A 24,174-nucleotide genomic window follows, 5' to 3' on the forward strand; every position below is an offset into this window, starting at 1 on the left:
ATGGGACAGGGCATCAACCACCCTGCCCCACCGGATCAGCCCCCGGCCTGCCTGCGGGCGGCGGCGCGTATATCGCTCAGCGTCAGCAGCCAGATCACGAACCCACCCATGGCCAGGCAGCTCCCGACCCAGCCCACGGATTCCCAGCCCAGCCCCGCGCTGATCGCCATGCCACCCAGCATGGGACCAATCGCGTTGGCCATGTTGAATGCGCTCTGGTTCATCGCTGCCGCCAGTGCCTGCGCGTCAACGGCCACACTCAGCAGGCGCGACTGGATCACGGTGCCAAGTCCGCCGCCACAGCCGATCATGAACACGATCGGCATCATGCCCCACACGGAATGCACCGAACCGGGGAAACCGGCCAGGGCTGCCGCATTGACCAGCAGCGTGCCACCGATGGTCGGCATCATCTTGCGGTCCGCCGCCCATGCGCACGCCATGGTGCCCACCGTCATGCCCACGCCGAACACCGCCAGCATGACCGGCGTCATGTAGGCCGGGGCACGGGTGACTTCCTGCAGAATGGAGGCAAGGTAGGTATAGACACAGAAAATGCCCCCGAACCCCACGACGCCAATCCCCAGTGTCAGCCAGACCTGCCGGTTGCGCAGGGCGCGGATCTCGGTCATCGCACTGGCATGGGGGCGCGGTGGGTCGGTCGGCACAAAGCGCATGATCAGCAGCAGGGTGCACAGCGCAAGCGCCGCGATCAGCACGAAGGCCCAGCGCCACCCCACCAGCAGGCCAATCCCGTTGGCCATGGGCACACCGCCAATGGTGGCGATGGTCAGGCCCAGCACGACCCTTGCCACCGCCTGCGTGCGCCGGTTTTCCGGCACCAGAGAGGATGCGACAATACCCGCCGTACCGAAATACGCGCCATGCGGCAGGCCGCTTATGAACCGACACAGCAGCAGGCACAGATAATTGGGGGCCACGGCGGTCAGGCCATTGCCGATCACATACAGGGCCAGCATGCCAATCAGCAGATGTTTGCGACTGCATTTCGCCCCCAGCATGGCGATCAGCGGTGCGCCGACGCATACGCCGGCGGCGTAGGCCTCGATCGCATGGCCAGCTTCGGGCACGGTGACATGCATGCCTGCCGAAATCATGGGCACAAGGCTCATGGCCGCGAATTCGGCCGTGCCGATGGCAAATCCCCCCATCGCCAGAATGAAAAAGATCATGCCGGGGTGCCCGGACGGCTGCACGGGCGCACGTACGCCTTCACGCGCGATGGTGATTGTATCAGTCATGCATATGCTCTGGACAAAAATAAAAAAGCGCGCTGCTGCACGCTGTTACTTTTGTGGCCGATACACCCATGCCGGACTGGCTACAAGCCTGCCGGGGCGTGTCCTTTCCTGCCCATTCCCGGATGAATGGCCATAAAAGGCGAAAAACGTTTCCTGTTCCCGGCCTGTGTCATATTTTGTCAAAAAAAGGTGCGGAGATCCGTACCCGTGCCGCACCGATCCCACCTGCTCCGCTTCATCGTACCTGATGTTCGGCCTGTTTCCTTATGGCGGCCAGCATGCGCCGCCGGATCAGGCCACTGACGGGACGGATCAGGTACCAGTACGGCGCGAAACGCTGCCGCATGGCGGGTGTGGGGCAAAAGACCCGTGTCTCGGTCACCAGCAGGGAGTGGCCTGCATAAGCGGGCTCCACCGCGAAACTCATGACCAGCCTGCAGACATCCCTGCGCTGGCAGGCCATGAAATCCGAACGCGATGCAATATCAAGCAGACCGTAATCCAGACGCCAGAACGCGCCGATCAGACCCATGGCCACTTCCCTGTCACCCACGCGGCCAAGGGGCGTGAAATCATCCAGATCCAGCGCCCTGCGCTGCGACAGACCCAGCAGGCGCGCGGGCTTTTCCCGCATGGCGATGGCAAGGCGGACCAGGGGATCGTGCCGGGCACGATAACGGCTGACACATTGCACGATTGCGCCACCCGGGGCACGGATGCGCAGGGCATGACGTTCCCGAAACGTAAAAACAGGTAGCAGGTCATCAATCAGGGCCATCATCATGCCTTCATGAAAAAAGGAAGGGATCCGGCCCCATCCTACAGGCATGAAAAAAGACGCCGAAGCGCCTGACCCATTTTATTCATTATCGCCTGCTGGCCGCCGGCCATTCCCACACTGGCGTGGGAATTCCGGCTGCAGGGGTATCAGGACAGAAACCCCCGGGCTCAGGCAGCGCGATCGGACACGATGGTTGCGATCATCAGGGCAGCGATCATGGGCAGGAATGCAACCATGGTCAGGGAAGACATGGCGTTCACGGAGTGGGCAATCATGGTGTTGATGTTTTCAATAAACATTTCTCGGTTCCTCTGGTGTTGAGTTGGTGAACCGGAAGGAACACCAGAACCGAAATACTCGCAATGGGAATCATATACCGACGAAGCGCGTTTTACAGGTCATTACATGATGTAAATATTATAAGTGTCCAACAATTACCCAAACGGAGCGGAACACCATTCATCTGTTCCGGACACTTTTGGAAATATGCCAAAAAAAATGGCAGAGCCTTTTCAGGGTCTGCCATCGGGTCAATAAGGTTGGTTGAAATTTATGCAAATGCCTAAAATTTAACCGAACCACTTCACATTTTCGTGAGGTCAGTTTGCTGCATTCCGCCACCTACCATACAGGCCGGGAGGCAACCGGACGCCCCGCAAAAGAGCAGTCCGGAAAAACAGTCGTATTTTCAATAACCTGCATCATCCCTCCCGTCCAGCCTAAAAACAGGTCATTCTTCATTAATCTGAAAATAACCTGTCTGCTGTCCGTCAGGGCAATTCAGGGGTTTCGAGTCCATAATCGTAGCGCCGTACCGCCTGCCCCATCGCCGCCAGTCCAGCGGGTGCATCCATGGGGGCAAAACCGACCTCGATAAAGGCGAGTCCTTCATGCTGTTCCGCCTGCGCCAGCGCCTTATCCAGCGTGGATACGTCATTGGCCTTCAACGACAGCACGGCGGCCATGTCGCCCCCCATCGCCGCAGGCAGGTCGGCATAATTCCAGTTGGCGACATCGTTATAGACCGCCTGCGGGCCAAGGATCATCCGTTCAATGGTATAGCCACCGTTATTGACCAGAAAGATCGTGATATTGCAGCGGTGCCGCAGCAGGGTGGACAGTTCCTGTGCCGTCATCTGGAACGATCCGTCGCCAATAAACAGCACATGCCGCCGGTCCGGCATGGCCAGACAGGCCCCAAGACTTGCGGGTAGTGAATAGCCGATCGCCGCCCAGACCGGCTGCACCAGCAGGCTGCACCCGGCGGGCAGGCGGGCATGCAGCATTGCCACCATGGACGACCCGTTATCAGCGCCCACAATATCTCCCGGGCGCAGGAAGGCTTCTGCCCGCTGCCAGAAGACCGCCTGCCCCCAGGGCCGCGCATCAGGCGACGCCGGCACGGCATGATCAGGCTGGACCGGACGCGCCGGGTACGCGGGCGGCGTGTCCTTCAGGGCCTGTTCCGCCGCGTCGAGCAGGTCGGCCGCGGTAATGCCCTGCAGGTTCCTGCCATCACAGTTCAGGCTGAACGGCTGGATATCAACCAGCGCACCGGGCTGCAGGTCCTGCGAGAAATAACCGGAGGTGGAATCGACAAACCTAACGCCCAGCCCGATGACGCAGTCCGCCCCATTCACATAATCCGCCACACCGGGGGCGGAGGCCTGCCCCCCATACTGACCCAGCCACAATGGCCCCGTTTCCGGCAGAAGCGTACGGGCGGTAGACAGGGCCGCATAAGGAATGCCGTGCTGCGTGCACAGTCGCACGACACGATCATGCAGTCCGTACTGGCGTACCATGGCATCCACCAGCACTACGGGCTGGCGCGCTTGCGCAAGGCGCTGCACGATCCATTGCGCCGCCTGCGCCAGCAGTCCGGGATCCGACGTGACAGACATCGGGGACGGGGGCGGCACATCGACATCAACGTAGCAGATGTCAGAGGGAAACTGGATATAGACCGGGCGCTGCAGCGTCTGCACGGCATACAGCACCCGATCGGTTTCCACCACGGCCGTCGCAGGCTGCAACCGGGTGCTGGCTGCGGTGAACTGCCGGTAGCAGGCCATGACATTATCATAGTCGCCATCGGCAAGGGTATGATGCACCAGCGCGCGCGAGTGGATGGCATGCAGGGGCGGCATGCCCGAAATCACCACCACCGGCACGCCTTCCGCGGCAGCGCCCGCCACGGCGGACAGCGCGGACAGATCCCCCACGCCATAGGTCACCAGCACGGCCCCGATACCGGTCATGCGGGCATCGCCATCCGCGGCATAGGCGGCATTGAGTTCATTGCAGGTGCCAATGAACTCAATGCCGGCCGTGCGTTCGATCAGTTCAAGGAATTCAAGATTGTAATCGCCGGGAACACCATAAATGCGCGAAACACCGATATGCCGGAGCCGGTCCAGCAGCATACTTCCGATTGATCCGCGCATGCCGTCTTTCCCCTAACCTGTTGCCGCCCGGCCTGAATTGGCCGGACCGGAGTCAATAGATATCAAAATCATTGTTTCCGGTGGATGAAAAGGCCATGCGGCGTTCGGTCAGGTTCAGGATCCACGATGACATGTCCGACCGCGTGCGGGGGAACGGCAGGCGGTGCACCATGGAGCGCATGCTGTAGAATTTGCGGTACATGGTCTGGATGCGCTGTTCCATCTGGCCGGGCGTGCAGTTCTTGGGCCAGATATGGCAGACCTGTCCGGGCCAGCGGTCGATATCCTCAGGGTCGATGATCCGGCCCGCCTTTTTCATCCGTTCAAACAGCGCCGTCCCCTTGGTGGGGGTCAGGATGTTGAAATAGGCCGCCGGAACCTTGTGCGCCTCAAGAAAGGACAGGGTCGCGTTATAGACATCAGGGTGTTCATCATCGTACCCGAAGATGAAGTTGAGCGAGTAACTGATGTCGCGCCTGCGCAGGTTGTCAAACATCTCTCCATAGCGGCTGGCCTTGTTCCAGCCCTTTTTCATGCCCTGCAGCATTTCTTCATCAATGCTTTCGATGCCGATATTCACATGCATCACGCCGCTGCGCTGCGCCAGGTCAAGGAAATCGGTATCAAGGCACAGATTGGACGACCACAGCGTGGACCACCGGATCTTCAGCGGCACCAGACCTTCCATCAGTTCCATCGCACGGCTTTTCTTGCCGCCGAAATTACTTTCACCGAAGAAGAAGTGGCTGCCCTTGTTCTTGATCCGCTCCAGTTCGGCCACCATCTGGTCCACCGGCCGCCAGCGGTAGCGCCCGCCAAGATAGAAGCGTTCCGAACAGAAATCGCACACAAACGGACACCCGCGTGAGGACTGCACCGCAAATGTGCGGAAGGGACCGAATTTCTTCAGGTCCAGCAGGTCGTACCGCGGCGGCGGCAGGTCGTTGAGTTCCTTCAGCGGGGCGGCGCGATAGATCTTCTGCAGGCGGTCGGCGGCAGCGTCCTCCAGCATTGTCTTCCAGATCGGCTCGGCTTCGCCCACGCCTACGGCATCGCAGTGTTCGGCGGCTTCGTCGGCATAGAAGAAGGCATGCGGCCCCCCCATGATGACCTTGACCCCACGGCGGCGAAATTCAGCCGCGATGTCATAGGCGCGGGGGGAATGCAGCGTCCAGGCCGACAGGGCGACCACGTCCACCGGCACGTCGAAGTCGATATCTTCTAACTGTTCATCAAGCAGGGTGACGGTCCATTCCCGTGGCGTCAGCGCCGCAAGATATGGCAGCGCAAGCGGTACCATCTGCCGTCGCTTGGTCTTGAAAATGGTCCGGTCGGTCTTGGACCGGTAATGCGACGGCTGGATAATCAGCAGCTTGAGATCTGTCTTGGACATGCTTCAGCTCTTATGGACCCGGATGTGGTAAGGAATATCCTGATAAATAACTCTTTCTCATATCGTACGTTTTTTGTCCCACATGTCCACTGCACGAAATAAACAGCACCTAATCATTCATGTTTGTATAGAATGCGCACATGTCACATATCAAAAAATTGCATGATTATTTATTTGAGTTTTACTTTTATTACTTTATTATTATTTTTACAATTTGTAACTATTATTTTCCGCTTCACAACAACTGAAAAGATACACATATCTGATTTCAGCCTGCTGCATGTCTGGCACGGTCTGAGGGGAAATGACAGCGGGCCTGCATACACTCGTACGATAGGGAACAGCCCCCCACACCAGTTCCTACAGCCACAACCGCGCAGGCACGCTGCCGGCATGATCCCGTCAGTTTTGAGGTATCGGGGGATTACAGGTGCTACGCCCCCCGGCACGGCGCGACCCATTGCCGCGACAGGCGTGCTGGCTGACACGTTCTGCGCACCAGCCAGCCAAAGCGGCTGCTTCTGAAGCGTTTCAAAACAGCTTCACCACAACCTGCCCTGAATTCGCGGGACGAGTCACAGGCCGAGTGCCGGAACCGCCTATTCCGGCAGGTCGATATTCGCCTGGCCACCGGTCACGCCATCATGCTCCAGCATGTCGATAATGGCGGCGGCCGTTTCTTCTACCGAGCGGTGGGTCACGTTGATGACAGGCCATTTATGGCGCGTGCACAACCGCCGTGCCCATTGCAGTTCTTCCTGCACATTCTGCGGATCAATATAAGGTTTGACGGAGGAGACGGACATACCCGGTGCCGCCATAGACCGGCCCGGCAACATCATCCCCACGCGCGAACGCCGGATTTCCAGCAGCGTATAGGGATCAATCGTCAACCCGACCACAAGACCCGGGAAATCCTGCAGCCCGACGGGCAGGGGTGCATGGGGCACCAGCGGGATATTGGCCGCCCGGATGCCACGATTGGCCAGATAGAAGCATGTCGGGGTCTTGGATGTGCGCGAGACACCGACAAGAACCACATCCGCCTTCGTCAGGTCTGTCGTCTTCTGCCCGTCATCATGGGAGATGACGTACTGCATCGCCTCGATCCGTCGGCGGTAGGTATCATCCATCACATACTGGCCGCCGGGATGGCGTTCCGCCACAATCCCGGTCTGCTGTTCCAGGAAATGGATGGTTCCATCAAGGATATTCTTGACCTGTACCCCCATGCGCGCGCACCCCATGCGCAGCATGTTCTGCAGGTCCGGGGATGTAAGCGAGGACAGTACCGGCCCCGGCTCATCCCCGATTCCGGACAGCACGCGCGCCACCTGCACGCGTGTGCGGATCAGGTTCCAGTTACGTGGGGAAAAAGCCGCGGACTGGAACTGCGCGCTGCAGGCCCGCATGACTGCTTCCAGCGCCTGCCCCGTCGCTTCGGATACAAGATGCAGGATAATTTCGCCCATGGCCCTGCCCGATATGGCGCCCCGCCTTCAGGCAGGGCGCCATTTCCGTATGTTGAAACCGACGGAAGACCTGTATCAGGCCGTCTGCCCCGCTTTCTGTCGCGTGGCCAGCGCGGCCTGGGCTGCCGCAAGGCGGGCAACCGGCACGCGGAAGGGCGAGCACGAGACATAGTCCAGCCCGACTTCATCAAAGAACGCGATGGAATCCGGGTCGCCACCATGTTCGCCACAGATGCCCAGCTTCAGGTCCGGGCATGTCTGCCGCCCGCGTTCCACCCCGAGGCGGACCAGCGCGCCCGCACCATCGCGGTCAATGGACACGAACGGGTCGCGCGGCAGCAGACCGTGATCGACATAGTACGGCAGGAACGATCCTGCATCATCACGGGACAGGCCGAATGTCGTCTGCGTCAGGTCGTTTGTCCCGAACGAGAAGAAATCGGCATATTCCGCGATCCTGTCCGCCTGCAGCGCCGCGCGGGGCAGTTCGATCATCGTGCCGATATAGTAGTTGAGGTTGGTTCCCTCTTCCTTCAGCACGCGTGCGATCTCATCTTCCGCAGCACGACGGGTGGTGGCCAGTTCCGCCTGTGTCGCGACCAGCGGGATCATGATTTCAGGACGGATCGGCTTGCCCAGTTCCTTTTCCACCATAACCGCTGCCTGGATCAGCGCGCGGACCTGCATGGCGTAGATTTCCGGGCTGGTCAGACCAAGGCGGCAGCCACGGTGGCCCAGCATCGGGTTGGTTTCAGCCAGCGCGGCACAGCGCGCGCGTACGTCGTCAACGCTTTTACCCAGCGCATTCGCCACTTCGGCCATCTCGGCTTCGGCATGCGGCAGGAATTCATGCAGTGGCGGATCCAGCAGGCGCACCGTGACCGGCAGGCCCGCCATGATGCGGAACAGACTGGCGAAATCATCACGCTGGAACGGCAGCAGGGCGGCAATCGCCTTCTGGCGCACGCTTTCATCATCGGCAATGATCATCTGCCGCACGAAGCCGATGCGGTCAGGGCCGAAGAACATGTGTTCCGTGCGCGCAAGGCCAATCCCTTCCGCACCAAAACGGCGTGCGGTGCGCGCGTCGTCCGGCGTTTCGGCATTGGCGCGCACGCCCAGGCGGCGCACTGCATCCGCCCAGCCCATAAGCGTGTTGAAATCATCCGACAGCGCGGGCTCGATGGTCGGCACACGGCCAAGATAGACCGCCCCCGTCCCGCCATCGAGCGTGATCCATTCCCCCTGCGCCACGGTGTGCGTGCCGACCGTCATGGTCCCGGCCGCGTAATCGACATGGATGCTGCCCGCCCCCGCCACGCATACACGCCCCATGCCACGCGCCACGACGGCGGCATGCGACGTCATGCCGCCACGGGTGGTCAGGACGCCACGGGCGGCGTGCATGCCATGCACGTCCTCGGGCGAGGTCTCGATCCGGACGAGGATCACGTCCTCCCCCTTCGCCGCGCGGGCTTCGCACTCCTCGGCCGTGAACACGACGGCGCCAGCAGCGGCACCGGGCGATGCGGGAAGGCCACGGGTCAGTTGCACGCGCTCGGCTTTGGGATCGAGGGTGGGATGCAGCAGCTGGTCAAGGGATGCGGCGGGCACGCGCTGGATGGCCTCTTCCTGCGTGATCAGCCCTTCGCGCGCCATGTCGATGGCGATCTTCAGCGCCGCGGCGGCGGTCCGCTTGCCGTTGCGGGTCTGGAGAATGTACAGGACATTGCGCTGGACGGTGAATTCGATGTCCTGCATGTCCTTGTAATGGGTTTCCAGCACGGACCGCACGCGCAGCAGTTCAGCGTAGGCTTCGGGCAGCGTGGTTTCCATGGGGTGCTGACCGGCCTCGGCGCGGGCACAGGCCATGGGCTGCGGGGTGCGGATGCTCGCCACCACGTCCTCGCCCTGCGCATTGATCAGGTATTCACCATAGAAAATGTTCTCGCCCGTAGACGGGTCGCGCGTGAAACATACGCCGGTGGCACAGTCATCGCCCATATTGCCGAACACCATGGACTGCACGTTGACCGCAGTCCCCCACGAGGCCGGGATTTCATGCAGCTTGCGGTACGTATTGGCGCGCGGGTTCATCCATGACCCGAACACGGCACCGATGGCACCCCACAGCTGGTCATGCGGGTTGGTGGGGAATTCGCTTCCGGCATGGGTGCTGATGATATGGCGGTAATCCACCACGATCGCGCGCCACTGATCAGCCGTGATCGCGGTATCGTCTTCCACGCGGTTGGCACGCTTGAACTGTTCCAGCGTATCCTCGAAATGGTGATGCGGCACGCCCATGACGACCGAGCCGTACATCTGGATGAACCGGCGGTAGCTGTCCCACGCGAAGCGCGCATCACCGGATGAGCGGGCAAGCCCTTCCACCGTTTCATCATTCAGGCCCAGGTTCAGGACGGTATCCATCATGCCGGGCATGGACACGCGCGCGCCCGAACGGACCGAGACCAGCAGCGGCGCATCCGCGTCGCCAAAACGCAGGCCCATCGACTGCTCGACCCGATGCAGGGCTTCGGCCACCTGGGCCTGAAGCGCATCTGGATACTTCCGGCCATTTTCATAAAAGGCCGAACAGACTTCCGTTGTAATGGTGAAACCCGGCGGAACCGGCAGGCCATTCGCCGCCATTTCCGCCAGATTGGCGCCCTTGCCGCCCAGGAGGTTGCGCATATCCGCGCGGCCCTCGTTCAGGCCTTTTCCGAAGCTGTAAACCCATTTGGTCATGTCTGTTCGTTCCTACGCGCGTCCGTCTGTCAGAAATGACGCCTGATCCGGAACAGGTCAAAAAAACAGGCGACCGCGCTATTAGTATTGTTTGTTGTTGGCAGGTCCGGCCTGTGAAAGTAACCGGCACGGGCAAGTCCGAGCAATCACTATTTTAGGGTCATGCACGTGTTCCCGCGCGGATCCCGGACATGGCGACTGACGGGCACGGCAGGCACGGATATAAATAATTTCCTTTAATAACAGAGTGATAATTAAAAAATTATGCACCAGAGAAACGCAGCAACCACCACAGGACCCATCAATTAATTTATATTGATAATATTAGTTATTCATTTTAAAAATGAGTTTTACGATCAGGAAACAATCATGATTCCGCGTAAAAACGTTGTGCAATGCAGCAAAATATTGCGCAGCGCACAATAATATAAATGTAATTACAAAAATAATCCTTCAAATTTCAAAAATTACTTGGAAACTATCTTATATTCTGTTGACACCCATGACCTGTTTCCAGAAACATCCGTTACGGCCACACAAAAAAGCAAGAAGTACGGTCAAAATGAAAAAAGCCATATTCCTCCTCCTGCCATTCGCCGGACTCCTGTGGGTTCCGCTGTACAACCGGCATGATCCGGTACTGTTCGGCTTCCCGTTCTTTTACTGGTACCAGTTCGCCTGGGTTCCCGTCACATCCGCCCTGATCTGGATGGCGTGGAAAATGGACCGTCAGTCATGAACACATCCATCGTGGCCGACAACGCGGCCATCAGCGTATTCGTCATATGCTTTGTCGCCACCATTGTGCTGGGCAGCACGGTACGGCTGTGGCGGCCATTGCTGAACCGCCGCAAGGCAGCGGCACGCCACACCGAAGGAGAAGAATGGGGGCTGGGCGGGCGTGAGTTCGGCGCCTGGGTCACATGGTTCCTGGTGGGCGGGGATTTCTATACCGCCTATACGGTCATTGCGGTGCCGGCGCTGGTCTATTCCACCGGGGGGTTCGGCTTTTTCGCCCTGCCGTACACAATCATCGTCTATCCCTTCATCTTTGCCGTCATGCCCCGCCTGTGGACCATTGCGCGCGATGGCAGCCATGCCACGGCGGCGGATATCGTGCGGGCGCGCTTTGGCAGCCGCACGCTGGAACTGGCCGTGGCGCTGAGTGGCCTGGTAGCCGTGCTGCCCTATATCGCCCTGCAGTTGATCGGCATCCGGACAGTAATCGAGGCGCTTGGCTTCACCGGCATGCTGCCTCTGCTGATCGCCTTCATCTCCCTTGCGGCCTATACGTGGCTGGGCGGGCTGCATGCCCCGGCGCTGACCGCTTTCATCAAGGACGTGATGATCTATATCGCGGTGCTGGCGGCTGTCATTATCGTGCCGATCCACCTGGGTGGTTACGGGGCCATGTTCCATTCCGCAACCGGGCACCTGCCTGATGTGCCGGACGGCCATATCGTGGCACAGGGGCAGGTGGTGCCCTACGCCACGCTTGCGCTGTCCTCGGCCTTCGCCGCGTTCCTGTATCCCCACACGCTGACCGGCATCCTTGCGGCCAGATCGGCCGATACGATCCGGCAGAATGCCGTCTTCCTGCCTGCCTATACCATCGTGCTGGGCCTGATCGCCCTGCTGGGCCTCATGGCCCATGCGGCGGGGATCGTAACCACGTCATCCTCGCAGGTAGTGCCACAGCTTTTCCTGGCGATCTTCCCGTCATGGTTCGCGGGGTTCTGTTTTGCCGCCATCGCCGTGGGGGCGCTGGTGCCCGCGTCCGTCATGGCGATCGGTGCGGCCAACCTGATCATGCACAACATCCTGCCCCACCGCAGCGAGTCGGTTACGGGGTCACGACTGGCCGGATTCGGGGTCAAGGTCGGTGCGCTGGGCTGCGTGATCTTCCTGAACGCCAAATTCGCCATCGACCTGCAACTGCTTGGCGGCGTCATCATCCTGCAGACCTTTCCGGCGCTGATCATGGGCCTGCTGCCGCTGCGCCTGCCTGCGCCCGCACTGGTTGCGGGCTGGGTGATCGGATCTGTTGCCGGGCTGGGCCTGTGCTGGATCGATGGGCTGAAGCCGGTGCATCCGGTGGCCTTCGCCGGGTTTTCAGCATCCGTTTCAACCGGGCTTCTGGCGCTGGGCATCAATATTGCCGTGACCCTGACGCTGGGCGCGGTGATCCGGCTGGCACTGGGGGCGTCACCGTCCACGCTGCGACCTGGCAGCATCCGGCGCTAGTCCCCTGCCCTGCGTCCATGCGGCACAGACCGTCGCATGGACAGGGCTGCTACCTTAATCTCTGCCAGACGCGGCCCCGTCACATGACCGGGGCCGTTTTTGTATGTTCCTGATTTTTTTCTGGCCTGCACCGGCCCGTGAAGCACCGGGACAACCCAAGGGTCAGATGGCCTGCGGCTGGATTTCGCCCGTCCGGTGCATGGTGTCCGTAATGGTGGCGCGGCCCTGTCGTGCGATCTGGCGCAGCAGGCACACGACACCCGGCACGCAATTCCCGCACTGGGCGCGACATCCCTTGGATTCGTACACTTCCTTAGGCCGAACAGCCCCGTTACGCACGGCTGTTTCCACATCTGTATCGGTCAGCATATTGCAGGAGCAGACAAACATTTATCTATCCCAATCGATGATGTGGGCACACCATAATCACGAATGAGAACAAATCGCAATACCCTTAAATTCCTCGCCTGACATTCCTGCTGGCATCGCCGTGCCTTTCATCCCGTTTCATATTATCCCGTTCTTATTGATGTTACGTTCGATAACATCAATAACAAGCTGGACCATTCCCTGGCCCTGCCCGGCGCGACAGGCATTTGGTCAGTGACAAATGGCAGACGTAACGTTTCCAAATCCGCCGGATAGCCGGTTTGGGATCTGGCGGCATGCCGGGCGGCGTGCCAGCATGAAATGGAATGTTTCCATGCTGGCACCGATTTTCCATCGCCCGAAAGGATAATGGCCATGAGCCAGACACACAGCCCCCGCCAGACGGTCTATGTCGCGCATGAATATTACGACATCGCAGCAGAACTGGAAAAACGACCCGGCAGCCCGCCCTGCGTGCAGGTCGGGACGTTCGCGGAACTGGAACGGATCATGCCGCAGGCAGAAATCCTGGTGGCGTCCATGCTCTGGCGCAACAGCCTGATCGACCTGGCGCCCAGGCTGAAACTGATCCAGTCCGTCAGTTCCGGGGTGGAGCAGTTTGATCTGGAACATCTCGGGGAGCGCAACATCCACCTGTGCAATGCACGTGGGGCAAATGCCACTGCCGTGGCGGAACATGCGCTGGCCCTGCTGCTCAGCCTGTCACGTCGCCTGTACGAAGCCCGGGACAACCAGCATCGCGCCCACTGGTCAGGCACCGGCATGGATCGCCGCCCTCGCCTGCTGGAACTGACCGGCAGGACGGTGCTGATCGTGGGCATGGGCACCATTGGCGACAGGCTGGCACGGCTATGTCTGGCACTGGGCATGCATGTCAGCGGCATGCGCCACAGTCCCCGGCCGCTTGATGTTCCCGGCGTGACACAGGTCAGTTCCGGGGATCTGCATGTGGCTCTGGGCCAGGCTGATTATGTTGTCCTGACCTGCCCCCTGACCCCACAGACCGAAGGGTTGATGGATCAGAAGGCCTTTGCCGCCATGAAACCCGATGCCTGCCTGATCAACGTGGCGCGCGGCCGGGTTGTGGATGAGGCCGCACTGATCGCGGCCCTGCGCAACCGCAGCATCGCGGCGGCGGCACTTGATACCTATGTGGATGAACCGCTGCCGCCAGAATCGCCATTATGGCAACTGCCCGATCTGGTCATGACCAGTCATGTCGCGGGGGAAACGCAGTTCTATGAACGTAATGTCGTGGATATCCTGCTCGATAACATCAGGGCGCTGGAAACAGGCACCCCATTGCGCAACCAGGTCGTATGACCTTGCCGGCGTATACGGATGGCCCGTTGACGGCAGAATAATCAGGCATTCCGGCTGCCGCCCGTGCGGGAACAGGCAACAAGCCCCTGATATGACCCGGAGCGCCTTCAGAGAGGTACCTGCAATGGCCATGGCTGACGTATCAGGCGTCCGCGCGCCGTTTCAGCATGACCAGCGCGAACAGATAGACGATCAGCCCGCCCACTGAGAAAAGCGCCCCGCCCCAGCCCAGCGCACCATAACCGAACTGCCGCGCCAGCAGGAAGCTGCCCCCTGCAGCCCCTACCGCATTGGCAATATTGAACGCGGAATGATTGAGCGAGGCCGCAAGCGTCTGCGCATCCCCCGCGAAATCCATAAGGCGTGTCTGCAATGCAGGCCCAAGCGCATTGACGAAGGCGGGCACCACGAACACATCCACCAGCAGGGCGATATCGTTGTGCAGGAGATAAGGAAACACCAGCATGGCCACCGCGCTGCCCGCCAGCGCCATAAGGGCTGCGAGGTCAAGATTGCGGTCAACCACCCATGCGCCCGCATTGGCGCCCGCCAGCATGCCCGCGCCCCACACCACCATATACACCATGGCTTCCCATTCCGGCACATGGGTCACGTTCTGCAGCACGCTGGTCAGGTACGTATAGATCGTGAACATCCCGCCAAAGCCGATGGCAGCGGTCAACAGCGTCAGCAGCACCTGCAGGTTACCCATCGCCCTGACTTCCCTGAGCGGGGAATTCTGCCGGTTTGGCTGGTCCGCCGGAATATAGCGCCACACCCCCACGAACGTGACGAAGCCAAGGATGGCGATAATCAGGTAGGCAATGCGCCAGCCAAGGTGGTTTGCGGCAAACGTTGAAAACGGCGCACCGATCAGGGTCGCAATGGCAATGCCCGACAGTATCCGCCCCACGGCCCAGCCCCGTCGCGCCCGTTCCACCATGGACGCACCAACCAGCGCCGAAATCCCGAACAGCGCCCCATGCGGCAGGCCGGTAATGAAGCGCGCGACCTCCACCAGTCCCGGCGTGGGCATAACGATGCTCAGGACATTCCCGAAACAGAACAGAACCAGCAGCACCAGCAGCAGTTCGCGGCGCGACAGCCGTGCGCCCAGAATGGTGATCAGCGGCGCGCCGATCACGACACCCAGCGCATAGGCGGTGATGACATACCCGGCATCGGCCACGGACAGGCCGAGGGAGGATGCGAATTCGGGCAGCATGCCCATGATGGCGAACTCCCCCGTTCCCACGACAAACGTGCCGAAGGTCAGGATGAGGAAAGCGGCTGCCCTGCCATGGGGCGGCGCGACCTGCGTGATCGCGCCTTCGGCCTGCGTGTTATCTGACATGATGCACCATCCACACAGGACACTCAGGCCGCAAGCCGTGTCGCGGCGGCACGGGCGATGGCAATGTCATCTTCCGTACTGGCCCCCGATACGCCAATTGCGCCCATAATGGTGCCATCCACCCCCTTCAGCACAACGCCACCACCGAAGCTGGTCAGGCCGCCATTGGTGTTTTCCAGACTGTAGGCCCCACCATCAGGGTGCGCGATGGTGGCGAAATCGGCGCTGTCCATCTGGAACAGGATGGCCGTACGCGCCTTTTTATGACTGACCTCCACCGCACCCAACGGGCAGCCATCCATGCGGATGAAGGCCATGGGCCACGCTGCGGCATCGACAATGGAAATACTGACGGTAACACCCAGACGCTCCGCCGCGGCGCGGGCGGCGGCAAGCAGGGACATGGCACAGGAAAGATGCACGGTGCGAACCTCTGGTTGACGAAGCAGGACAACAGGGTAGACGCGCCCGGACAGAATGGAACATGCAAATGTTCGCCAGCGTCATTTCTTCAACATTGCTGAACGGCAGCGCGTTCCACATGCCGCATCATCATCCACCCCAGCCGCACCAGGCGCGCATGGGGCAGCCGCGCCGCCGGGCCGGTCAGGCCGATGCTGGCACGGACTTCCCCCTTTTCGCGCCACGGTATGGCGACACAGTTCCAGCCGGGGCGACAGGCCTCGATATCAATGGCGTATCCTTTCACCCTCACTTCCTCGATCCGGGTCAGGGTATCCACATCCAGCGCCCGGGTCGTCATGACCCGCTTGCGCAGGCCGGGCACGAATGCAAGGAACACCAGCCCAACCGCCGACCCTTCCAGCTGTTCATGCAGTGGCGGCCTGCCATCCACCGCCGGGTCATGGCAGTCGATAACTTCCAGATATGCGGCCTCATCCCCGCTGGGCGCAGCCAGATAGACGGTCATGCCGCTGTCACGTGCAATGGCGGTCATGACCGGGTGCAGTCGCGCGCGCAGGGCGTTGTCATCCCCCGCGATCCGCGCAAGGTTCAGGATACGGCCACCCAGATGGTAACGCACGTCCCCCTGCCTGCGCTGCACGTATCCCAGATGGTCGAGCGTCTGGAGAATGTTGTGCACCGTGGTCTTGCCCAGCCCCAGTGTCCCGGCGATTTCCTGTAGGCGTGCATGGCCGCCTTTCTGGGCAATGATTTCCAGAATGGCGGCGGACCGTTCAATGGACTGGATCAGGCGGGGTGTTTTTTCCACAGCGGACCTTTCCCGGCTATATATGGGCATCCTGCCCTCTGTTCTGTCGCATGACGTGGCCCGTCATGGTGCATTCCCCGTTCCGCGCGGCCCCGGCGGAATGGGAACCTGTAGACCCATGTGACTGCATGGCCCTAGCAATAATATGCAGATAGTATATATCTTCACTCATGCGCCTGACCCTGCATACCGATTACGCCCTGCGGACACTGATCTATCTGGGGATCCATACGGATCGCCTGACATCAATCCGTGAAGTGGCGCAGGCCTATGGCATTTCGGAAAACCACCTTGTCAAGATCATCCACCGGCTTGGCCAGGCAGGTTTTGTCGAAACCATCCGCGGGCGCAATGGCGGGCTGAAGCTGGGTCGACCGGCGGCGACCATCGTACTGGGTGACGTGGTGCGCCATACGGAAGAAGACATGGCGCTGGTCAGCTGCATGCAGCCGGTCGCGGCGGATGGCAGGGCGGCCTGCATCCTGGCTGATGCCTGTCGCCTGCGCGGCGTGCTGGGGGAAGCACTTGGCTCCTTCATCGGGGTCATGGACCGCTACACCCTTGCCGATGTCATAACAGACCAGGAGCGCCAACGCCTGCACCGCCCCCAGCCCGACTGACGGCCATATACCCGTTTGCGCTGTGGAATAAACTCCATTTTACAATTGCAGTCCACACACGGCCGGACCGGACATAAGGGGCAGAAACCCGGCACTTTCCCTGCCCACCGGCTATTTCCCCACCCTACGGGACAATGGTTTTTTGCACGTTCGCAGGGTTGGTGATACCTGAAACGATTCTTGCACGCCTGCGGGTGAAATATATACTTTCTGACGAAACTCTAAGGAACATACTGCCAATGGCTTACGCAACCACCAACCCCTATACTGGCGAAACGCTCAAGACGTTTCCCAATGCGACGGATCAGGACGTCCAGACGGCGCTGACCGAAGCATATGATGTTTTCAAGACATGGCGGCACACCTCCTTTGCCGAACGTGCGAAGGTCATGACGGCAGCGGGCCAGATCCTGCGCCGCGATATCGACAAATATGCCCGCCTGGCGACGCTGGAAATGGGCAAGACCTTTGCCGAAGCGAAGGCCGAGACCATCCTGTCGGCGGAAATCTTTGAATACTATGCCACGCATGCCGAACGCCTGCTGGCGCCGGAAAAGCTGCCGGTCGCGGACCCCAAGGAAGGCGACGCCGTCCTGATCCACCAGCCGCAGGGTATCGTGTTCGCGATCGAACCCTGGAACTTCCCGTACTACCAGATCGCCCGCATCATCGCGCCGCAGCTTTCGGCCGGCAACACGGTGCTGCTCAAGCACGCATCCAACGTGCCGCAGTGTGCTGCCGCCTTTGACAGCCTGATGGTCGAAGCCGGCCTGCCCAAGGGCGGGTTCCGCAACCTGTACGCCGCACGCCATCACACCGAAATGATCCTGAGCGACCCGCGCGTCTGCGGCGTTGCCCTGACCGGTTCCGAAGGGGCGGGCACCATCATCGCAGGTGTCGCGGCCAAGGCGCTGAAGAAGTCCACCATGGAACTTGGCGGTTCCGACGCCTTCGTTGTGCTGGATGACGCCGATCTGGAGAAGACCGTGAAGTGGGCCGTGTTCGGTCGCCACTGGAACGCCGGTCAGGTCTGTGTATCCGCCAAGCGCCTGATCGTGGCCGACGCGATTTATGACAGGTTTGTCGAACTGTACAAGAAGGGCGTGGCCGAACTGAAGGCCGGCGACCCGATGGACCCGACCACCACGCTTGCACCGCTGTCGTCGCAGAAAGCGGCTGACGACCTGATGGCGCAGGTTGAGGAAGCCAAGAAGCATGGTGCGGTTGTTGAAGTCATTGGCGCGCCGGTTCCCGAAAAGGGCGCATTCTTCCGCCCGCTGCTGATGACCAACCTGCACAAGGACAATGAAGCCCGTCACTGGGAGTTCTTCGGTCCGGTCACGCAGCTTTACCGCGCCAAGGATGATGCGGACGCCGTCCGTATCGCCAATGACTCCCCCTACGGGCTGGGCGGCGCCGTCTTTACGCGCGACACGCAGCGTGGCGTGAAGGTGGCTGAACAGATCTATACCGGCATGGTGTATGTCAACCATCCGACCATGGTGAAGGCCGATCTGCCCTTCGGTGGTGTGGCGCGTTCGGGCTACGGCCGCGAACTGATCGGCCTCGGCATCAAGGAATTCGTCAATCACAAGCTGATCGACGTCGTGGACATTGATGCCCCGTTCTGATCCGACCAGAAACCGGACACGCGGCCTGTCATAAAGACAGGTCGCGCCACTGGCAGGCCCACATGGCCGCCAGTGGCCTGTCTGGATGTATTGGATCAGATACTTCTTTATAATATCAATTTATTACATATCCCTGTCTTTACCCGCAGCACATCTGGCTACACATGGACAGAAGCAGTGGAACAGTTGAAAAACTGATCCAGACACCCTGAAAATCAGCAAGAAATTTTTGGTAAAGCTTTTTCCAAAAAGCATTCAGAGAATGCTGCCTTCTTGCAAAGACGACATTCAGAAACTTTCATTATTTTTTATCAAGCAGAATTGTAAGTCGATCAGAATACGGATCAGTAAAAAATTCCTTTTACTTTCCCATCGCTATCCGTTCACATTCCAGAAGAATAAAACCGGCCATCAGGCTTCCTGCATCACAGCAGACACAGCATATGTCCAAATATAATTGAAATACAGATCCCAGCCTGATGGCAGACCTGTACACCCCGACATTCATGAGTACTGCATAACAAAAACCCGACAGGTCCCTACGCCATTTTCGGCGGCGTAGGGAAAACTGTCGGGATCATGTGGTGTATCAGGGGGTCTTGGGCAGCTGCTTGCGCATTTTTTCCACCTGATCTGCCGTCACACCATGGTCGCCACTGCCAAACGTCGCGGTCACGTAATTGACCAGTGCGGCGATCTCGGTATTGCTCAGCCGCTGGACATCGGATCCATGGTCAAAGCCGGGCATGAAGGCATGCAGGCCACCTGCCGTCCGGTCCACGCCATTGAGGACCGTCATGATCAGGTCATCCGGATGTGCGGACCCCACAACCGAATTGTGGAACAGCGACGGCGCATAATGGTCACTGGTTCCCGCGCCATTGTTACCATGACAGGCCGCACAGTTCGCATCGTAAATATGCGGGCCAGTCATTTCATCCAGCTTGTCGATACGCGTCAGTTCACCCGAACGGATATCCGGCGTATCAATCGCCTGCCCGAAGCGTTCACGCGGGGCATGTTCGGCTTCGTCTTCCTTGGCCGGGACCTGAAGGATATAGGCGGCAAGGGCATGCAGGTCATCATCCGTCAGGCGGCTGGTGCTGTGTTCCACCGCCTCACCCATCGGTCCTGCGGCCTGGCTCAGCCCCGCGACGTGCCCGGTCCTGAGATAGGTGACAAGATCATCCTCGCTCCAGTTGCCGATGCCGCTCGTCTTGCTGGATGTGATGTTGGGTGCATACCAGCCCAGAAGGGGCGCACCGGCAAGGTAGCTGTCCTCCTTCTCGCTCAACATCATGTTGCGCGGCGTATGGCAGGTTCCGCAATGCGCAAGGGCATTGGCCAGGTACTTGCCACGGCGCATCTTGTCATACGTGGCGGAATCCCCGGTTTCAGGCTCGACACTGCCTGCAACCATGTTCCACACCGCCATGGTGATGCGCAGGTTGGCCGGGAAATTCAGTTCCGTCACCGGCGGGGTAACCGCCACCGGCTTCACCCCATGCATGAACCAGGCGTACATCGCCTTCACATCATCATCCGTCATGCCGGAATAGGATACATACGGCATGGCGGGATAAAGGCGGCTGCCGTCACGGCGGATGCCATGGCGCACGGCCTTTTCAAAATCCTCTTCCGTATATTTCCCGATCCCGTGGTCGGGGTCAGGGGTGATGTTGGTCGAAACGACGTCCCCCATGGGCGTGGTAATGCGCAGTCCACCTGCGAAAGGCTTGCCCCCCGGCGCGGTATGGCAGGCGACACAGTCCCCCGCCGTGGCAATATATTCGCCACGCGCCAGAAGATCTGCCGGGGGAGGCGTCGTGGATTCTGCCGCCGGTGCAGCCGGTGCCGCAGGCGCTGCCGGAGGAGCGGCGACCGCAGGGTCATCCGCACGTGCAGGTGTTGCGGACAAGGAAGCAAGGGCAGTGCCCGTGGCCAGAACCGACCACAGGATCTTGCGTGTAACGTCAGGCATGGGCGAGTTCTTTTTTAAGTGTATCGGCAACACGCAAGGCAAGTGCTGCAACCGTCAGGGTAATGTTGCCGGTTCCGACCGATGAGAAGACGGACGAACTCGCGATGAACAGGTTTTCATGGTCATGCGTGCGGCAGAAACCATCGACCACGGAATCCTTGGGGTCCGTGCCCATGATGGTGCTGCCGGCGGGATGATCCTGCGGGAAGTAGCCGGGGGTCCACTGCTCATCCGTGCCATGCATGAGACCGATCAGGTCCTTGAACAGGCCACGGGTGTGATCACAGCTTTTCACCGTGTATTCAGGCAGCTTGTAATAGACTTCCGGGTGCGGAATGCCCAGCGCGTCCTTGTACGTGGCACTCAGCGTCAGCCGGTTGTCCGGATCGGCCAGTCCTTCGTTGTGGCTGAACAGCCGCACGGTATGGGATGCGAGGTAGCGGATCTGCTCTTCCAGTTCACGCCCGACATATCCCTTGGAAATAGCCAGGGCGGTTGCAAGGTCCACCTGGTTGTCATCAACCATGTGCACCAGATACGCACCGCGTTCATTTCGCCAGTCACCATCGCGGAAGTTGTCGATCACGTTGGTTTCAAGCGGGCCACGGCCGGGCCACAGGGCCTTGTCCCCGCTGATGAACGTCACCTGCACGCCGGTGTGGTCCATCATGTTCCGCCCGACATGGCCCGAACTGTTGGCGATGCCGTCGGGGCTCTGCTCATCGGCGGAGAACAGCATGAGCTTCGCGGTTTCGATACAGTGCGCCGCAATGACGAAATACTTGCCGGTTACACGGTGCGATCCCTTGTCGGGATCGTAATAATGCACGGCGGTAACGCGCTTGTTCGCGCTGTCACGCTCAATCCGGTACACCACGGCATTGGGCACGAACTTCGCACCCGCCGCTTCCGCATGGTACACGGAATAACTACCGTTATACATTGCCCCGATGGGACAGATCGGCATGCAGTTGTTGTGCCCTTCACAGGTCGGGCGGTTATCATAAGGGCGCGTGTTACGAGCCTGCGGTTCGTGCACGACGCGATACGGGGTCTTTTCCCGGATCAGGTTGCGGAACTGCTCCGCCGCATAGGAAATGGGCAGCGCCTCCATCGGATAGGGCTGCCTGCGTGGTGATCCGAGGTCTTCCACCGCCGGGTCCGGCCCGCATACGCCCATCATGACCTCGGCCTGATAATAGAATGGCTCGAGATCGTCGTATTTCAGCGCCCAGTCGCGGCCCTGCCCATAGCGGGTCTTCAGTTCAAAGTCCGATGGCAGGTACCGCCATGCGCACCCGGCCCAGTGCCATGTCGTGCCCCCCATCATGCGCAGGTATACCTGCTGGTAGGCTTCGGCATCCGGGCCGGTCGTATGCAGGTATTTGTTGGGCGTGATCTGGTTGGGCGGATGTTCGGCCCATGGCACACAGGGAAACGGCCCCTGATAGGAGGGCTTGTTTTCCAGATTGCGGAAATTATCGACAAAATGCTGGCGGTCGACACGCGGGCCGGCTTCCAGCACGATGACGGAAATACCTGCGCGCGCCAGTTCATTGGCAATGGAACTGCCGGCGACGCCGGATCCGACGATCACGACGTCCGCGGAAAGGTCTTGTTCGGAAGGCATGGAGGATGCTCCGGATATCAGGTGGGTTCTACAACGAATTTTGAAGGCGAAAGGGCAGGTTCGCCAGTTGGAACGGCCACTTCCGGTGGGGTCTGGGTCCAGTAGAACGGCCCGCCCGCCGCATAGGTCTTGGGATAGATGGCATCCTTGGTGATATCGAACATCAGCGCGGAGCGGTACACCACCACCTTTTCATCCGCCACGCCACGGTACCAGCCCGTCATGATGTCATGGATCACGTCCTTGAACACGGGATCACTCTGTTCGGCCGCGGTCGCCAGCGCACGCGCGCTGTCGAATTTTCCGCCTGCCATCAGGTCATGCAGCTTCTGGATCTGGTCACGGCGTTCGGGCACCGCCTGAATGATCCGGGCGTACAGCGCGCCGCCTATGCGGGCATCGAGCACGTCGCGATCGGTCAACCGCCGCGACAGTTCAAGGAACAGCGGCACCCCGGCATCTTCCCCTTCCGGGGTGGCGGCAACGCCCCGGCCCGTGCCAAGCACCACGGCGGCGGCCCCCATTGCGCCCAGCAGCATGTCACGACGCGACATGCGCAGCGCGCGGTTCATCCGTATGGCATTGGGGGTGGACAGGTGGATACTGGTGGGAAAACAGGGCCGGTCTGCAGCCATCTAGCGTCGCCTCTCATGCATGTTGGTCCAGCAGGAATGCCGGAAGAAACAGGCATGGCCGTGCGGGATGCAATAGTGACATCACCGATAACGCCACTTCCCGTGCTCCTGCAACCTTTTGTTCCCCCATATTAACGTATAGCAGTTTCACGTTCAGCGAGTAAAAGCATCGGGACAGCTGTACAGACATGTTTTGTAAAGGACTCCTTATGCTTTACAGGTAGCTGTCAGCACAATGGATCACACATCATTACAGGCACGCCTGCCCACACATCCGGCATGTCATAACAATACCCATGCGCAGGGCAATAATCTGCATCCGACCCGCATCATTACTTGACCGAGACGACCCATGCACAACCGAATGGGCCGCGCCACCGACAGTATGGAATGGCATTCCATCAACCATGACACCACCGGCCATTCATGAAAAATACCGGCCCGGCATCGCCCTTATCCGCCGGATCTCACATTTTCCTCCGTGCCCTGTCGGGCATGGCAGCCATGTCAGCAAGGCGGGTTCTGGCGGCACCATCCCAAGCGCCCCTGCTCGGTATCATGGCGCGCCCGCCCTGCGTCCCGAACACACGCTGGCAGCCTATGCCCGGGCAATCGCGGACGGGGCGGATCATATCGAACCCGATCTTGTCCCGACACGAAATGGCGTTCTGGTCGCCCGCCACGAAAGCCAGATTACAAATACCACCGATATCGCCACCTGCCCCGAATACGCCACTCGCCTGCGTACACAAACCATTGATGGCGTCACCCGGACCGACTGGTTCACCACAGATTTCACCCTGACCGAGCTCAGGCTCCTGCGCGCGCATGAACGCCTGCCCGCCATCCGCCCGGCCAATACGCGTCATGACGGGCATTTTGACATTCCCACATTTCAGGGAATCATCGATTTCGTCGCGGCCGAAGCGGCAACGTGTGGCCGCGTGATCGGGCTGATCCCCGAAATCAAGAATGCCACGCACCTCCGCCTGCTTGGATTTACGCCCGAGGAGACATTCCTGCACA

20 protein-coding genes are annotated in these 24,174 nt (G+C 60.1%); 6 read left to right on the forward strand and 14 right to left on the reverse strand.

What is annotated here, in order from left to right; translation table 11 throughout:
* Positions 1–35: 35 nt before the first annotated feature.
* The 7 genes from HNO79_RS08325 to ppdK all read right to left on the reverse strand — a co-directional run bounded on the left by HNO79_RS08325 (position 36) and on the right by ppdK (position 10,106).
* Positions 36–1,262 (reverse strand): MFS transporter, encoded by a 1,227-nt coding sequence (locus HNO79_RS08325; protein WP_048856647.1) that lies wholly within the window; start codon positions 1,260–1,262, stop codon positions 36–38.
* Positions 1,263–1,497: 235 nt separating this feature from the next.
* A complete protein-coding gene (locus tag HNO79_RS08330) occupies positions 1,498–2,043 on the reverse strand; it encodes a hypothetical protein (RefSeq protein ID WP_214165182.1) in 546 nt (181 codons plus the stop codon).
* 167 nt (positions 2,044–2,210) lie between these two features.
* Complete coding sequence (locus HNO79_RS17400; RefSeq protein WP_010513177.1) at positions 2,211–2,342, reverse strand: hypothetical protein; 132 nt, start codon at positions 2,340–2,342, stop codon at positions 2,211–2,213.
* 471 nt (positions 2,343–2,813) lie between these two features.
* A complete protein-coding gene (locus HNO79_RS08335) occupies positions 2,814–4,490 on the reverse strand; it encodes an alpha-keto acid decarboxylase family protein (protein ID WP_214165141.1) in 1,677 nt (558 codons plus the stop codon).
* A 52-nt stretch (positions 4,491–4,542) separates the two neighbouring features.
* Positions 4,543–5,883 (reverse strand): B12-binding domain-containing radical SAM protein, encoded by a 1,341-nt coding sequence (locus tag HNO79_RS08340; RefSeq protein WP_048856645.1) that lies wholly within the window; start codon positions 5,881–5,883, stop codon positions 4,543–4,545.
* 599 nt (positions 5,884–6,482) lie between these two features.
* The gene (locus HNO79_RS08345; protein ID WP_048856644.1) at positions 6,483–7,355 is read right to left on the reverse strand and encodes a pyruvate, water dikinase regulatory protein; all 873 of its coding nucleotides are present in this window, start codon (positions 7,353–7,355) and stop codon (positions 6,483–6,485) included.
* A gap of 75 nt (positions 7,356–7,430) precedes the next feature.
* Entirely contained in the window at positions 7,431–10,106 is a 2,676-nt protein-coding gene (gene ppdK, locus HNO79_RS08350) for a pyruvate, phosphate dikinase (RefSeq protein WP_214176805.1), read from the reverse strand.
* Between the two features lie 562 nt (positions 10,107–10,668).
* Between ppdK and HNO79_RS08355 the strand changes: the two genes are divergently transcribed.
* On the forward strand, positions 10,669–10,845 hold the full coding sequence (locus HNO79_RS08355) for a DUF3311 domain-containing protein (protein WP_010513182.1): 177 nt from the start codon (positions 10,669–10,671) through the stop codon (positions 10,843–10,845).
* On the forward strand, positions 10,842–12,350 hold the full coding sequence (locus tag HNO79_RS08360) for a sodium:solute symporter family protein (protein ID WP_214165139.1): 1,509 nt from the start codon (positions 10,842–10,844) through the stop codon (positions 12,348–12,350). Before HNO79_RS08355 ends, HNO79_RS08360 begins: the two co-directional genes overlap by 4 nt.
* 162 nt (positions 12,351–12,512) lie before the next feature.
* Here HNO79_RS08360 and HNO79_RS08365 read toward each other — a convergent pair whose 3' ends face one another.
* Positions 12,513–12,740: a (2Fe-2S)-binding protein gene (locus HNO79_RS08365; protein WP_010513185.1), complete on the reverse strand. Its 228-nt coding sequence runs from the start codon at positions 12,738–12,740 to the stop codon at positions 12,513–12,515.
* A 354-nt stretch (positions 12,741–13,094) separates the two neighbouring features.
* Between HNO79_RS08365 and HNO79_RS08370 the strand changes: the two genes are divergently transcribed.
* Positions 13,095–14,063 (forward strand): D-2-hydroxyacid dehydrogenase, encoded by a 969-nt coding sequence (locus HNO79_RS08370; protein WP_214165138.1) that lies wholly within the window; start codon positions 13,095–13,097, stop codon positions 14,061–14,063.
* Positions 14,064–14,205: 142 nt separating this feature from the next.
* On the opposite strand, the gene HNO79_RS08375 is transcribed toward HNO79_RS08370, so the two are convergent.
* The 3 genes from HNO79_RS08375 to HNO79_RS08385 form a co-directional block, all read right to left on the reverse strand.
* Positions 14,206–15,417 (reverse strand): MFS transporter, encoded by a 1,212-nt coding sequence (locus HNO79_RS08375; protein WP_214165137.1) that lies wholly within the window; start codon positions 15,415–15,417, stop codon positions 14,206–14,208.
* 23 nt (positions 15,418–15,440) lie between these two features.
* Entirely contained in the window at positions 15,441–15,821 is a 381-nt protein-coding gene (locus tag HNO79_RS08380) for a GlcG/HbpS family heme-binding protein (RefSeq protein ID WP_187294198.1), read from the reverse strand.
* Between the two features lie 107 nt (positions 15,822–15,928).
* A complete protein-coding gene (locus tag HNO79_RS08385; protein ID WP_214165136.1) occupies positions 15,929–16,681 on the reverse strand; it encodes a helix-turn-helix domain-containing protein in 753 nt (250 codons plus the stop codon).
* 140 nt (positions 16,682–16,821) lie between these two features.
* Here HNO79_RS08385 and HNO79_RS08390 point away from each other — a divergent pair, with 140 nt between their 5' ends.
* Both HNO79_RS08390 and HNO79_RS08395 read left to right on the forward strand, forming a co-directional pair.
* Complete coding sequence (locus HNO79_RS08390) at positions 16,822–17,271, forward strand: Rrf2 family transcriptional regulator (RefSeq protein WP_048856639.1); 450 nt, start codon at positions 16,822–16,824, stop codon at positions 17,269–17,271.
* Between the two features lie 239 nt (positions 17,272–17,510).
* Positions 17,511–18,902 carry an NAD-dependent succinate-semialdehyde dehydrogenase gene (locus tag HNO79_RS08395; RefSeq protein WP_048856638.1) on the forward strand — a complete coding sequence of 464 codons (1,392 nt, stop codon included), beginning with the start codon at positions 17,511–17,513 and terminating at the stop codon, positions 18,900–18,902.
* Positions 18,903–19,491: 589 nt separating this feature from the next.
* Here HNO79_RS08395 and HNO79_RS08400 read toward each other — a convergent pair.
* From HNO79_RS08400 to HNO79_RS08410, 3 genes are read right to left on the reverse strand one after another with little or no spacing between them, the layout of a single operon-like run.
* Positions 19,492–20,883, reverse strand: a complete 1,392-nt coding sequence (locus HNO79_RS08400) for a cytochrome c (protein ID WP_214165135.1) — start codon at positions 20,881–20,883, stop codon at positions 19,492–19,494.
* Complete coding sequence (locus tag HNO79_RS08405) at positions 20,876–22,513, reverse strand: GMC family oxidoreductase (RefSeq protein WP_010513194.1); 1,638 nt, start codon at positions 22,511–22,513, stop codon at positions 20,876–20,878. Before HNO79_RS08405 ends, HNO79_RS08400 begins: the two co-directional genes overlap by 8 nt.
* A gap of 17 nt (positions 22,514–22,530) precedes the next feature.
* Positions 22,531–23,148: a sorbitol dehydrogenase family protein gene (locus HNO79_RS08410; RefSeq protein WP_214165134.1), complete on the reverse strand. Its 618-nt coding sequence runs from the start codon at positions 23,146–23,148 to the stop codon at positions 22,531–22,533.
* 407 nt (positions 23,149–23,555) lie between these two features.
* Between HNO79_RS08410 and HNO79_RS08415 the strand changes: the two genes are divergently transcribed.
* Positions 23,556–24,174: glycerophosphodiester phosphodiesterase family protein (locus HNO79_RS08415; protein ID WP_275954776.1), on the forward strand; the 619-nt coding region annotated here is incomplete at its 3' end.

The organism is Komagataeibacter oboediens, from assembly GCF_018491655.1.
Lineage (GTDB): Bacteria > Pseudomonadota > Alphaproteobacteria > Acetobacterales > Acetobacteraceae > Komagataeibacter > Komagataeibacter oboediens.